We start from the raw sequence: 14,326 nt of genomic DNA, 5'->3' as shown, positions 1-14,326 counted from the left end.
TGTCTTCCCGATCAATCACGAGGATACTTAAGGGTATCTTTTTTTATTTATCAAGGGGATTCTGAGAATCTTTTTTTGTTTATGGGAATAATTTTGTGAGTACTAGCAGTACTTAAGGAATGGTAGTGACTATATATTTTCTTTAATTATGGTAAAATAGTAAGAGAATAATGTGAGGAAAATGAATGTCAAGTAAGTTTGAAATTTTAATGAATCAACTAGGAATCTCTGATCAATTGAGACGGGATCCTGCTCTTGTTGATGCTAGAATTGAGCGTGTTGTGGTTCATAAAATTAGTAAGATTTGGGAATTTCATTTTGTATTTTCTAATATTTTACCGATTGAAATCTTTTTAGAGTTAAAGAAAGGGCTTGGTGAAGAATTTTCTAAGACAGGAAGCCGAGCTGTTTTCGAAATCAAGGCTCTGTCTCAAGAATTTTCTAATCAACTCTTGCAGGCCTACTATAGAGAGGCCTTTTCTGAAGGTCCATGTGCAAGTCAGGGGTTTAAATCTCTTTACCAGAATTTAAACGTTCGTGCGGAGGGAAATCAACTCATTATTGAAGGTTCAGAGGCGATTGATAAGGAGCACTTTAAGAAGAATCATCTTCCTAATTTGGCACAGCAACTCGAAAAGTTTGGTTTTCCAGCTTTTGTATGCCAAATAGAAAAGAACGATGCTCTTACACAAGAGCAGGAGGAAGCCTTCCATACGGAGAATGAACAGATTGTTCAAGCTGCCAATGAGGAAGCGCTCCGGGCTATGGAGCAACTGGAACAAATGGCTCCTCCTCCAGTAGAAGAGAAGCCAGCCTTTGATTTTCAGGCTAAGAAAGCTGCAGCCAAGCCAAAGTTAGACAAGGCAGAAGTTACCCAGATGATTGATGTGACGACTGAGGAAAATCGTTTGGTCTTTGAAGGGGTCGTTTTTGATGTGGAACATAAAGTGACTAGAACTGGTCGCGTTTTGATCAATTTTAAAATGACGGACTACACGTCAAGTTTTTCAATGCAAAAATGGGTCAAGAATGAAGAAGAGGCTCAGAAGTTTGATATCATTAAGAAGAATTCATGGCTCCGAGTTCGTGGGAATGTGGAGATGAATAACTTCACACGCGATTTGACAATGAACGTGCAGGATGTGCAGGAAGTTGTTCACTATGAGCGGAAGGATTTGATGCCAGAAGGTGAGCGTCGGGTTGAGTTTCATGCTCATACAAATATGTCGACTATGGATGCTCTGCCTGAGGTCGAAGAAATCGTTGCGACAGCTGCAAAATGGGGTCATAAGGCGGTAGCAATTACGGACCATGGCAATGTCCAGTCCTTCCCACATAGCTATAAGGCAGCCAAGAAAGCGGGAATCCAGCTAATCTATGGAATGGAAGCTAATATTGTGGAGGATCGTGTTCCTATTGTCTACAATGAGGTTGAGATGAATCTATCTGAAGCAACCTACGTGGTCTTTGACGTGGAAACGACAGGTCTTTCAGCCATCTATAATGATTTGATTCAGGTTGCGGCATCTAAGATGTACAAGGGTAATATCATCGCTGAATTTGATGAATTTATCAATCCTGGCCATCCCTTGTCAGCTTTTACTACTGAGTTGACTGGGATTACAGATGACCATGTTAAAAATGCCAAACCACTGGAACAAGTTTTACAAGAATTCCAAGAGTTTTGCAAGGATACAGTTTTAGTTGCTCACAATGCCACCTTTGACGTTGGCTTTATGAATGCCAACTATGAGCGTCATGGTCTGCCTAAGATTAGCCAGCCAGTTATCGATACGCTGGAGTTTGCTAGAAATCTCTATCCTGAGTATAAACGCCATGGTTTGGGACCTTTGACTAAGCGTTTTAGTGTAGCACTTGAACACCACCACATGGCTAATTACGATGCGGAAGCTACTGGTCGTCTGCTTTTCATCTTTATCAAAGAGGTAGCAGACAAACATGGTGTGACGGATCTAGCTAGACTAAACATTGATTTGATTAGTCCAGATTCTTATAAAAAAGCTCGAATCAAGCATGCGACGATTTATGTCAAGAATCAGGTGGGGCTGAAGAATATCTTTAAGCTGGTTTCTTTGTCCAATACCAAGTACTTTGAAGGAGTGCCGCGGATTCCGAGAACAGTTCTAGATGCCCATCGGGAGGGTTTGATTTTGGGGTCGGCTTGCTCGGAAGGTGAAGTTTTTGATGCGGTCGTTTCTCAAGGTGTGGATGCGGCGGTTGAAGTGGCCAAGTATTATGACTTTATCGAGGTCATGCCACCTGCCATCTATGCTCCTTTGATTGCCAAGGAGCAGGTCAAGGATATGGAAGAACTTCAGACCATCATCAAGAGTTTGATAGAGGTTGGAGACCGCCTTGGCAAGCCTGTTCTGGCTACGGGAAATGTCCACTATATCGAACCGGAAGAAGAGATTTACCGTGAAATTATCGTCCGTAGTTTGGGCCAGGGGGCTATGATTAACCGAACCATCGGTCACGGCGAACATGCCCAACCGGCTCCGCTACCTAAGGCTCATTTTCGAACGACAAATGAGATGTTGGATGAATTTGCCTTCTTGGGCGAGGAGCTAGCACACAAGCTAGTTATTGATAATCCCAATGCCTTGGCAGAAATTTTTGAGCCTGTTGAGGTCGTTAAGGGTGACTTGTATACACCTTTCATCGACAAGGCTGAAGAAACGGTCGCTGAGTTGACTTATAAGAAGGCCTTTGAGATTTATGGAAATCCTCTGCCAGATATTGTTGATTTGCGAATTGAAAAGGAGTTAACTTCCATTCTGGGGAATGGATTTGCCGTGATTTATCTGGCTTCCCAGATGCTGGTGCAACGTTCCAATGAACGGGGCTACTTAGTTGGTTCCCGTGGGTCTGTTGGTTCCAGTTTCGTTGCGACTATGATTGGGATTACGGAGGTCAATCCTCTCTCTCCTCACTATGTCTGTGGTCAGTGTCAGTACAGTGAATTTATCACGGATGGTTCCTACGGTTCAGGCTTTGATATGCCAAATAAAGACTGTCCAAACTGTGGTCACAAACTCAGCAAAAATGGACAGGATATTCCTTTCGAGACCTTCCTTGGTTTTGATGGGGACAAGGTTCCCGATATTGACTTGAACTTCTCGGGAGAAGACCAGCCTAGCGCCCACTTGGATGTGCGTGATATCTTTGGTTCAGAATATGCCTTCCGTGCAGGAACGGTTGGTACAGTTGCTGCTAAGACCGCCTATGGCTTTGTCAAGGGTTACGAGCGGGACTATGGGAAATTTTATCGTGATGCGGAGGTGGAACGCCTCGCTCAAGGCGCTGCTGGTGTCAAGCGGACAACAGGACAACATCCGGGGGGAATCGTTGTTATTCCTAACTACATGGACGTCTACGATTTTACGCCTGTTCAGTATCCAGCGGATGACGTGACCGCTGAATGGCAGACCACGCACTTTAACTTCCACGATATCGATGAGAACGTCCTCAAACTTGATGTGCTAGGTCATGATGATCCAACTATGATTCGGAAACTTCAGGACTTGTCTGGTATTGACCCCAATGAAATTCCTATGGATGATGAAGGCGTGATGGCCCTCTTTTCTGGTACAGATATCCTTGGAGTGACACCTGAACAAATCGGTACCTCAACTGGTATGCTTGGTATTCCAGAGTTTGGAACTAACTTCGTACGTGGGATGGTCGATGAAACCCATCCGACAACCTTTGCGGAATTGCTTCAACTCTCAGGTCTATCCCACGGTACTGATGTCTGGTTGGGAAATGCCCAGGATTTGATTAAGCAAGGAATTGCTGACCTATCAACCGTTATCGGTTGTCGGGACGACATCATGGTTTACCTCATGCACGCGGGCCTCGAACCCAAGATGGCCTTTACCATCATGGAGCGTGTACGTAAGGGCTTGTGGCTCAAGATTTCCGAGGAGGAACGAAATGGCTATATCGAAGCCATGAAAGCCAATAAGGTGCCTGAATGGTATATTGAATCCTGTGGAAAAATCAAGTACATGTTCCCTAAAGCTCATGCGGCAGCCTACGTTATGATGGCCTTGCGTGTGGCCTACTTCAAGGTTCACCATCCCATTTATTACTACTGTGCTTATTTCTCAATCCGTGCTAAGGCCTTTGATATCAAGACCATGGGAGCGGGTTTGGATGCCATCAAGCGCAGAATGGCAGAAATTGCTGAAAAACGGAAGAATAATGAAGCCTCTAATGTGGAAATAGATCTCTACACGACTCTTGAGATTGTCAATGAGATGTGGGAACGTGGCTTCAAATTCGGGAAATTGGACCTCTATCGCAGTGATGCAACTGAATTTCTGATTGATGGCGATACCCTTATCCCACCATTTGTGGCTATGGATGGTCTGGGAGAGAACGTTGCTAAACAATTGGTGCGTGCGCGTGAAGAGGGTGAGTTCCTCTCTAAGACAGAACTGCGCAAGCGTGGCGGACTGTCATCTACCTTGGTTGAAAAGATGGATGAAATGGGTATTCTCGGCAATATGCCAGAGGATAACCAGTTGAGTTTATTTGATGAATTTTTCTAAAATATAGAAAGAGGTTTTTATGAAACTTACCATTTCCGCTCAGGATAAGCCAGCGCAGAAGGTGTTTGATTACCAGCTGGATCTTGACCCTGATACGATTTTGAGAATGACCGCTTTGATTTGCGGCACTGTGGCAGCGGTTAGCCTGTTGTCCCTGTTTAAAGAGAAATAACAATAGAAAAGGAAAAATAAAATGGTTTTACCAAATTTTAAAGAAAATCTAGAAAAATATGCGAAATTGTTGGTTGCGAATGGAATTAACGTGCAACCTGGTCACACTTTGGCTCTTTCTATCGATGTGGAGCAACGCGAGTTGGCTCACTTGATCGTCAAAGAAGCCTATGCACTGGGTGCGCACGAGGTTATCGTTCAGTGGACAGATGATGTCATCAACCGTGAGAAATTCCTCCACGCGCCGATGGAGCGTCTGGACAATGTGCCAGAATACAAGATTGCTGAGATGAACTACCTCTTGGAAAACAAGGCTAGCCGTCTAGGAGTTCGTTCATCTGATCCAGGTGCCTTGAACGGAGTGGACGCTGATAAGCTTTCAGCTTCTGCGAAAGCTATGGGACTCGCGATGAAGCCAATGCGCATCGCAACTCAATCCAACAAGGTCAGCTGGACTGTAGCAGCCGCTGCTGGACTCGAGTGGGCTAAGAAGGTCTTCCCAAATGCAGCAAGCGATGAAGAAGCAGTGGACCTCCTTTGGGATCAAATCTTCAAAACTTGCCGTGTCTACGAAGAAGATCCTGTTAAGGCTTGGGAAGAACATGCTGCTATCCTTAAGAGCAAGGCGGAAATGCTCAATAAAGAGCAATTCTCAGCCCTTCACTACACAGCGCCAGGCACAGATTTGACACTTGGTTTGCCGAAAAACCACATTTGGGAATCAGCAGGAGCAATTAATGCACAGGGCGAAGGATTCTTACCAAATATGCCAACAGAAGAGGTCTTCACAGCGCCTGACTTCCGTCGTGCAGATGGTTATGTAACCTCTACAAAACCACTTAGCTATAATGGAAATATCATCGAAGGTATTAAAGTAACCTTTGAAAATGGTCAAATCATTGATATTACAGCTGAAAAAGGTGACCAGGTTATGAAGGACCTTGTCTTTAAGAATGCTGGTGCGCGTGCCTTGGGTGAATGTGCCTTGGTACCAGATCCAAGTCCAATTTCTCAGTCAGGCATTACCTTCTTCAACACCCTTTTTGATGAGAATGCTTCAAACCACTTGGCTATCGGTGCAGCATATGCAACCAGTGTTGTTGGTGGTGCAGAGATGAGCGAAGAAGAGCTTGAAGCTGCAGGACTGAACCGTTCAGATGTTCACGTGGACTTTATGATTGGTTCTAGCCAAATGGATATCGATGGTATCCGTGAGGATGGAACACGCGTACCCCTCTTCCGCAATGGAGATTGGGCAATTTAAGGAGAAGTTATGCTTGGAAGTATGTTTGTTGGTCTCCTAGTGGGACTCTTAGCAGGTGCTTTGACCAATCGTGGGGAAAGCATGGGATGTTTTGGAAAAATGTTTCTCGGCTGGATTGGTGCCTTTCTGGGCCACTTGCTCTTTGGAACTTGGGGTCCAATTATAGCTGGAACTGCCATTATCCCAGCTATTTTAGGAGCTATGATTGTCTTAGCGATTTTCTGGAGACGAGGAAGTTAGTTTTTTGAAAAATTAGAAAAAAGGAGGTTGGTCACTTGGGCCAGCCTCCTTTTGAGTATGATATAATAGTTTTATGAGATTAGATAAATTTTTAGTTGCCTGCGCTGTGGGAAGTCGGACGGAGGTCAAAAACTTGCTCAAGGCTGGACGCGTGACGGTCAATGGCAAGAAAGAAAAATCAGCTAAACTGCAGATTGACGAAGAAAGAGACCAAATTCGTTTTGACGGTCAAGTGCTAGAGTACGAGGAGTTTGTTTACTACATGATGAACAAGCCCCAAGGAGTCATTTCGGCGACTGAAGATCCCAAGCATAGAACTGTTTTAGACTTGTTAGATGACTATGCTCGCGCCAAGGAAGTCTTTCCAGTGGGGCGCTTGGATATTGATACCCATGGCCTTTTGCTTTTGACTAATGATGGTCAGCTGGCTCATGCCCTTCTTTCACCCAAACGTCATGTGGATAAAACTTACTTGGCTCAAGTCAAGGGGATTATGACCCAAGAAGATGTGGAAACATTTTCCAAGGGCATTCCGCTTAAGGATTTTACTTGCCAGCCGGCCAAACTGGAGATTTTGTCAGTGGATTCAGATAAGGATGAGAGCCAGGTTCGGGTGACCATAGCAGAAGGGAAGTTTCATCAGGTTAAACGCATGGTAGCCTACTGTGGTAAGGAAGTCGTGGACTTGCAACGTTTGACGATGGGAACACTGATTTTAGACGAGAACCTGAAAAGGGGTGAGTGGCGTCGCGTCAGTCAAGAAGAGCTCGAATTGCTTTTTGCTAGTGTGAAATAGTTCCTATAACATGAATAAGGTGAGTCTATTTGGCTTGCTTTTTCATTTTTCAGTTGCTTCCTTTGTGAAAAGAGTTATAATAGACAGTAGAATAAAAGGAGGAATCTATGAACGCAATTCAAGAATCATTTACGGATCAATTATTTGCTAACTATGAAGCAAATGTAAAATACCAAGCTATCGAAAATGCTGCCAGCCATAACGGAATTTTCGCAGCCCTAGAACGCCGTCAAAGCCATGTTGACAATACACCTGTTTTCTCGCTTGATTTGACCAAGGACAAGGTGACCAACCAGAAGGCTTCTGGTCGTTGCTGGATGTTTGCGGCACTTAATACTTTCCGCCACAAACTCATCTCTCAATACAAACTTGAAAACTTTGAATTGTCACAAGCCCACACCTTCTTCTGGGACAAGTATGAAAAATCTAACTGGTTCTTAGAGCAAGTCATTGCGACTGCTGACCAAGAATTGACAAGCCGCAAGGTTAGCTTCCTACTCCAAACTCCACAACAAGATGGTGGTCAGTGGGATATGGTAGTTTCTCTCTTTGAGAAATACGGTGTCGTGCCCAAGTCTGTTTACCCTGAGTCTATCTCATCTAGCAATAGCCGTGAGCTAAATGCTATTCTCAACAAATTGCTTCGCCAAGATGCTCAAATCTTGCGTGATTTGTTAGCTTCTGGTGCAGACCAAGCGACTGTTCAAGCCAAGAAAGAAGAGCTTTTGCAAGAAATCTTTAACTTCCTTGCTATGTCACTAGGACTTCCACCACGTAAATTTGACTTTGCTTATCGCGATAAGGACAATAATTACCAAAGCGAAAAGGGCATTACACCACAAGAATTTTACAAGAAATATGTCAATCTACCTCTAGAAGATTATGTTTCTGTGATCAATGCTCCAACTGCTGACAAGCCTTACGGCAAATCTTATACAGTTGAGATGTTAGGAAATGTCGTTGGTAGCCGTACGGTTCGTTATATCAACGTTCCTATGGAGCGTTTGAAAGAATTGGCGATTGCCCAAATGCAAGCAGGTGAGACTGTTTGGTTTGGTTCAGATGTCGGCCAGCTCAGCAACCGCAAAGCTGGAATCCTTGCGACAGATGTTTATGACTTTGAATCAAGTATGGACATTAAACTCACTCAAGACAAGGCTGGACGCTTGGACTACAGCGAAAGCTTGATGACCCACGCCATGGTCTTGACAGGTGTAGACTTGGACGAAAATGGCAAATCAACTAAGTGGAAGGTTGAAAACTCTTGGGGAGACAAAGTCGGTACAGATGGGTACTTTGTTGCTTCAGATGCTTGGATGGACGAATACACCTACCAAATCGTTGTTCGTAAGGAATTGCTGACAGCAGAAGAACAAGCTGCTTATGAAGCAGAACCAATTGTGCTCGCACCATGGGATCCAATGGGTGCCTTGGCAGAATAAATCATAAAGAAAAAGGTTAGGGAAATCCTAGCCTCTTTTTTTCAAGTAATTTCTTAAAGTAGTGATAGATAATGCTTGCCAAGGGAGTTCTTCTTATTTTGAGTCTTTAAATGACAGAGGAAAGGATATGTGTTATTATAGTAGTACAAAAGGATATCGGAGTAGAAATGAAGTATTTAAGCAGTCAAGACATCAAGGATCGTCAACGAAATATCAGCGATATTAAACCTTATAAAACGACCAAGGAAATCATTTTTTCAAATATCTTTACCTTTTTTAATGCCATGAACTTGGCTCTGGCAGTTCTGGTAGCCACAACCTTGCGATTTGAGAATATGCTCTTTTTAGGTGTGATTGCTATCAATACAGCTATCGGGATTTTCCAAGAAGTGCGTTCAAAAAATACTTTGGAAAAGCTAAGTTTGCTTGGTAAAAGTAAGTACAAGGTCAATCGAGATGGTCAAACGATTGAGATTGATCCAGAGGACATCGTACTGGGCGAGTATCTGCATCTCAATCTGGGAGATCAGGTACCTGTCGATGCAGAAGTGCTGGAAGGGAATGTTGAAGTTGATGAGTCCTTGCTGACGGGTGAAAGTGATTCGGTCTTTAAAACAGTTGGTGACAAGCTGATGAGCGGAAGCAATGTTGTCAGCGGTACTTGTCTAGTCCTTGCTACAGCTGTGGGTCCCGATAGTTATATCAACAAACTTGCAAAATCCAGCAAGGAATTCAAAAAATACCCTTCTCAACTGCGCGATTATATGGATAAGATTTTAAAAATCGTCTCCATCTTGCTGGTGCCAGTTGCCATTCTGCTTTATGTCAGAGGTTTTAGTCTAGGACGGTCTTATGTTGAAATTGTTTTGGGAAGTTCAGGTGCCTTGGTCGGCATGATTCCAGAGGGTTTGATTCTCCTGGTCAGTGTATCTCTGGCGGTAGCGGCCATGAAGCTGGCTAAAAAGAAGGTTCTGGTGCAGGAACTATACTGTGTGGAGACCTTGGCGCGTGTAGATGTTCTTTGTTTTGATAAGACTGGAACCATCACGACTGGTAATATGAAGGTCCAAGAAATGGATGCTAATGTAGCAGAGAAACTGTCTTCTTATCTGGCTTATTTCGAGGATGAAAATGCGACGTCGCGGGCTCTGAAGACTTACTTAACGTGTGAGAAAAAATGGGAAGTTCAAGAAGTTGGTGCCTTTTCAAGTAAAAACAAGTATTCCTTTGTCCAAGTAAAAGAGGGTGGGACCTATTTCTTCGGTGCTTATGAATTTCTAGGTTTTACCCAACCGATGGATCCTTACTATGAACATCTGAAACAGCAAGGTTTTCGAATCTTATCGCTTGCTCATAGCAAGGACCAGATTACAAGCCCAGCCGATATGGAACTATTAGGGCATGTCGTTCTGTCAGATGAGATCAAGGAAAATACCAAGGAAACCTTTGACTATTTTGAATCTCAGGGTGTTGAAGTGAAGATTATCAGTGGGGATAATCATGTGGCTGTATATGGGGTGGCTCGTAAGGCAGGTTTTAAGGAAGAAGCCCGTGCGATTGATATGACCAAGGTGAGCGATGATGACTTTGAAAGAGTGGTCTTAGAACACGATATCTTTGGTCGTGTGACACCTGAACAGAAGCAAAAGATGGTGACCGTTTTGCAAAATGCTGGAAAAACAGTTGCTATGAGCGGTGACGGGGTCAATGATGTTCTAGCTCTCAAAAAAAGCAGATATCAGCTTTGCTATGAATGGAGCTACCAGTGCAGCCAAAAGTGTATCCAATATTGTTTTTCTCACAGATGACTTTGCAGTATTTTATGATATCTTGATGGAAGGTCGCCGTGTCATCAATAACATCCAAAAGGTCGCCTCTCTCTTTCTAACAAAGACTTTCTTCTCCATTGTATTTGCGATTCTAAGTGTGATATTTGGTTTGGAATTTGCCTTTATCCCCATTCAGTTTACAATCATTTCAGCCATTACGATTGGGATTCCATCCTTCTTCCTAACTTTTGAGTCCAATAATGAAAAGGTCAGCACACATTTTATGAGAGATATCCTGACTAATGCTGCGATTGGTGGTGGCATTCTGGTTGCTAGTGTTCTCCTGACGAACTTCTTTATCACTGTCCCAGGTCAGGTTAAATTTATTTGCTTCCTCCTTGCTTTGGTCAATGGTCTGTGTCTCGTTGCCAAGGTCAGCCTGCCTTTTAATCGATACAAACTAGTCTTGCTCACGTTTTTGAGCCTTGCAGCTCTTATTGGCGTACTTGCCAATACCTTTATCATTCGAGGTGCTTTTGTGCCTTTAGAAGCTACTCAAGTGCTCTATGTTGCCATCCTAACAGTAGTAATTGGGGGTTTGCATTATCTGACTAGAAGAAAAAGTTGACACACAAAAAGAATCAGAATTTAATCCTGATTCTTTTTTATCTACATATTCAATTGCTTGGATTACATGATACCGAAGAAACGAGCTGCGATACCTACTGCAAAGAGGGCAAGGATGATTGTGATTGGTGATACTTTTTTCTTAAGCAACCACATGCAAAGGAAAGTAAGGAGAAGTCCCATCAATCCTGGGATTAATGAGTTCAACTGACCTTGAAGAGTTTGTGGTTGAATCTTGTCTAAGCTCAATCCACCAAGTGCTTGACCAAGGATACCTTTCAATTCAGCACCTGATACAGGTCCTTCTGGGAAGTTGATGTAGGCACCTTCAGCCAATTGTTTACCTGGAAGGTTAACAGTAAAGTTAATAGACACCCAACGTTGTACAAGAACGGCAAGGATGAACATACCAAGGATAGATGCTCCTTTAGTGATGTCTTTCAAGATACCACCAGACATGTCTTTAGTGATTTCAGATCCAGCTTTGTAACCGAACTCTTGTGTATACCATAAGAAGGCCATACGGATAGCATTCCATCCGAAGAAGAAGAGAAGGGGACCAACAAGGTTACCAGATGCAGCCAGAGATGCACCAAGAGCTCCAAGGATAGGACGAACTGTAAACCAGAATACTGGGTCACCGATACCAGCAAGAGGTCCCATCATACCGATTTTAACCCCTTGGATAGCCGCGTCGTCGATTTCAACACCGTTAGCGCGCTCTTCTTCAAGTGCAAGAGTAACCCCCATGATTGGAGCAGCTACGTATGGGTGAGTGTTAAAGAACTCAAGGTGGCGCTCAAGAGCAGCCGCTTGGTCTTCTTTTTTAGTGTACAATTTTTTGATAGCTGGGATCAATGAGTAAGCCCAACCCAAGTTTTGCATACGCTCATAGTTCCAAGAACCTTGAAGGAATTGTGAACGCCACCAAACTTTTTGACGATCTGATTTTGATAATTGAATTTTTTCAGCCATGATTGTTCCCCTTTCTAGTAGTCTTCTAGGATATCACCGATTGGGTCGTTAGAAGTTGCAGCTCCGCCGCCACCGTTTCCACCTTGTTTTGTAAGGTTAAGGTAGATGAAGGCAAGGGCAACACCGATGACACCAAGGGCAATCAAAGTCAATTGAGAGATCGCTGCAAGAGCAAAACCGATAGCGAAGAATGGCCATACTTCACGAGTTGCCATCATGTTGATAACCATAGCGTAACCAACGGCAACGACCATAGCACCACCGACAGCCATACCACCGTTTAACCAGTCTGGCATCAAACCAAGAGCGTCTTGAACAGCAGAAGCAGGGATAGCAATCAGGAAGGCTGCAGGGATTGCGATACGAAGACCTTGAAGAAGTAGAGCAATAAAGTGAGCACGCTCAACAGCAGCAAAGTTTCCGTCTTTAGCAGCAGCATCAGCAGTGTGAACCAAACCAACTGAGATTGTACGAACAATCATAGTCAAGAAAAGTCCAGCTACGGCAAGAGGGATAGCTGTTGCAGTTGCAACGGCGATACCATCAGTAGTAAAGTTACCACCTTTGATCAAGATGATCGCTGCAGCAACAGAGGCAAGAGCAGCGTCAGGAGCTACGGCAGCTCCGATGTTTGCCCAACCAAGAGCGATCATTTGGAGAGATCCACCAAGCATAACACCTGCTTCAAGGTTACCAGTTGCAAGTCCGATAAGGGTACATGCGACGATTGGTTGATGGAATTGGAATTGGTCGAGGATACCTTCAAGACCTGCAAGGAAGGCAACAACTACAACCAAGATAGCAGAAATGATTGAAATATCTGACATGGTTTTATTCCTTTTCTATTTAATTATATAAAGTGTAAAATCTTTCTTCCAAGAGTTTGAGAGAAGAAGATTCTAATTATTGAACGTTTGCTTTCTTAATCAAGTCAAACAAATCTTTTTTCGTGTCGTTTGGTACTTTACGTACGTCAAATTCAACACCGAGGTCACGCATTTTTTCAAAGGTTGCAACGTCTTCTTTGTCCATAGACAAAACGTTGTTAATCATTGTTTTACCTGTTGAGTGAGCCATAGAACCAACGTTAAGGGTCTTGATTGGCACGCCACCTTCGATAGCACGAAGTGCATCTTGTGGAGTTTCAAACAAGATAAGGGCATGAGTTTCGCCGAAACGTGGGTCTTTTGCAACGTCGATCAATTTTTGAATTGGGACAACGTTGGCTTTTACTCCGTTTGGAGCTGCTTGTTTGATCAATTCTTTACGCAAATCGTCGTTTGCAACGTTGTCTGAAGCAACGATAATACGATCCGCTTTTGAATCTGGAGTCCAAGCAGTGGCAACCTGACCGTGAAGGAGACGAGTGTCTAGACGAGCAAGGTTGATTTTCAGTTTACCATCACCGATAACTGTTCCTTCTGGAATAGCAGCTTGGGCAACTGGAGTAGCTGCAGCACTTGCAACTTCCTCAACTGGGTTAAGCTCTTCTGGAAGAGCCTTGATGCCATCTTTGGCTTCTTTAATGATATTCGCAGCGACTTTATCCACACCTGCATTCGCGTCCATAAGTCGCTCTGTGTAGGCTTGGATCAACATCGGCAAGTTTAGTCCTGTGATGATGGCAAATTTACGTTCTGGATTTTCTCCCATCACGCGACTAGCTTGGTTGAATGGAGATCCACTCCAAAGGTCAGCCAATACTAGAACCTCATCTTCTGCGTCAAATGCAGCAACAGCGTTATTGAGCTTAGCGTATAAATCATCTGGACCTTCATTTGGCATAAAGCTTACAACTTGAACCTTCTCTTGTTCACCAAAAATCATGGATCCGGACTGATGAATACCCGCAGCAAATTCGCCGTGGCTCGCAATAATGATTCCGATACTCATTATTGTCATTCCTCCTTTAAAATGTTTGACTGTGTGTTTAAGAAAACTTTAAGCCTAATTAAGTATAAACCGTTTTCATATAAAAATCAACTACTTTTTCTAAAAACAGGAAAGTTTTCAATAAAAACACTTCTACAAAATGTTAATATAATAAGATTTTTAAAAAATGTATGAAAATAAAGCTAGAAAATTTAATATAAAAATACTAAAAATAAGCCCTAGTTATGAAAACTGTATGAAAACAAAAGGAAAGGTTGCAGAACAGCAACCTTTCCTTTTTATAGGAATAACTCTTGTAAGGCGTGGGCAACACCATCTTCTTCATTGGTTAGTGGGAGTTGTTCATCTGCATAGGGAAGCAAGTCCGGATTGGCATTTTTCATGGCATATCCCTTGCCTGCGAAAGCCAGCATTTCTCTATCGTTTTGCTCATCACCAAAGGCAATTAAGTCTTTTTTGTCACGATTCATCACATTGAGCAAATATTCGAGGGCAAAGGCCTTATTTACCCCTTTGGGAGTACACTCGAGGATGTTGAGGGGGCCTCCCCAAGTATTGATGGATAGTTGGTG

10 protein-coding genes and 1 pseudogene are annotated in these 14,326 nt (G+C 43.3%); 7 read left to right on the top strand and 4 right to left on the bottom strand.

What is annotated here, in order from left to right; translation table 11 throughout:
- Positions 1-185: 185 nt before the first annotated feature.
- The 7 genes and pseudogenes from SORDD24_RS09380 (at position 186) to SORDD24_RS09350 (ending at position 10,887) form a co-directional block, all read left to right on the top strand.
- Positions 186-4,577 (top strand): PolC-type DNA polymerase III, encoded by a 4,392-nt coding sequence (locus SORDD24_RS09380; RefSeq protein ID WP_061409823.1) that lies wholly within the window; start codon positions 186-188, stop codon positions 4,575-4,577.
- Between the two features lie 19 nt (positions 4,578-4,596).
- The gene (locus SORDD24_RS11370; protein WP_061409820.1) at positions 4,597-4,749 is read left to right on the top strand and encodes a hypothetical protein; all 153 of its coding nucleotides are present in this window, start codon (positions 4,597-4,599) and stop codon (positions 4,747-4,749) included.
- A 21-nt stretch (positions 4,750-4,770) separates the two neighbouring features.
- Positions 4,771-6,012, top strand: coding sequence for an aminopeptidase (locus SORDD24_RS09370; RefSeq protein WP_061409817.1), 1,242 nt, complete (start codon positions 4,771-4,773; stop codon positions 6,010-6,012).
- A 9-nt stretch (positions 6,013-6,021) separates the two neighbouring features.
- Positions 6,022-6,252 carry a GlsB/YeaQ/YmgE family stress response membrane protein gene (locus tag SORDD24_RS09365; RefSeq protein WP_000901575.1) on the top strand — a complete coding sequence of 77 codons (231 nt, stop codon included), beginning with the start codon at positions 6,022-6,024 and terminating at the stop codon, positions 6,250-6,252.
- Between the two features lie 73 nt (positions 6,253-6,325).
- Entirely contained in the window at positions 6,326-7,048 is a 723-nt protein-coding gene (locus SORDD24_RS09360) for a pseudouridine synthase (protein WP_061409814.1), read from the top strand.
- Between the two features lie 107 nt (positions 7,049-7,155).
- A complete protein-coding gene (gene pepC, locus SORDD24_RS09355) occupies positions 7,156-8,490 on the top strand; it encodes an aminopeptidase C (RefSeq protein WP_061409812.1) in 1,335 nt (444 codons plus the stop codon).
- Between the two features lie 167 nt (positions 8,491-8,657).
- Positions 8,658-10,887: pseudogene (locus SORDD24_RS09350) on the top strand (HAD-IC family P-type ATPase).
- A gap of 62 nt (positions 10,888-10,949) precedes the next feature.
- Here SORDD24_RS09350 and SORDD24_RS09345 read toward each other — a convergent pair.
- The 4 genes from SORDD24_RS09345 to SORDD24_RS11855 all read right to left on the bottom strand — a co-directional run.
- On the bottom strand, positions 10,950-11,861 hold the full coding sequence (locus tag SORDD24_RS09345; RefSeq protein WP_038804607.1) for a PTS system mannose/fructose/sorbose family transporter subunit IID: 912 nt from the start codon (positions 11,859-11,861) through the stop codon (positions 10,950-10,952).
- A 14-nt stretch (positions 11,862-11,875) separates the two neighbouring features.
- Positions 11,876-12,688: a PTS mannose/fructose/sorbose transporter subunit IIC gene (locus SORDD24_RS09340; RefSeq protein ID WP_061409809.1), complete on the bottom strand. Its 813-nt coding sequence runs from the start codon at positions 12,686-12,688 to the stop codon at positions 11,876-11,878.
- Positions 12,689-12,764: 76 nt separating this feature from the next.
- Positions 12,765-13,754, bottom strand: a complete 990-nt coding sequence (locus tag SORDD24_RS09335; protein WP_061409808.1) for a PTS sugar transporter subunit IIB — start codon at positions 13,752-13,754, stop codon at positions 12,765-12,767.
- Between the two features lie 278 nt (positions 13,755-14,032).
- Positions 14,033-14,326: HAD-IIB family hydrolase (locus SORDD24_RS11855; protein WP_231082746.1), on the bottom strand; the 294-nt coding region annotated here is incomplete at its 5' end.

Origin of the sequence: Streptococcus oralis, assembly GCF_001579175.1 — a bacterium.
Classification (GTDB): domain Bacteria; phylum Bacillota; class Bacilli; order Lactobacillales; family Streptococcaceae; genus Streptococcus; species Streptococcus oralis_O.
The sequence above is the reverse complement of the archived record's forward strand: the minus strand, read 5'-3'. Positions and strand labels throughout refer to the sequence as shown.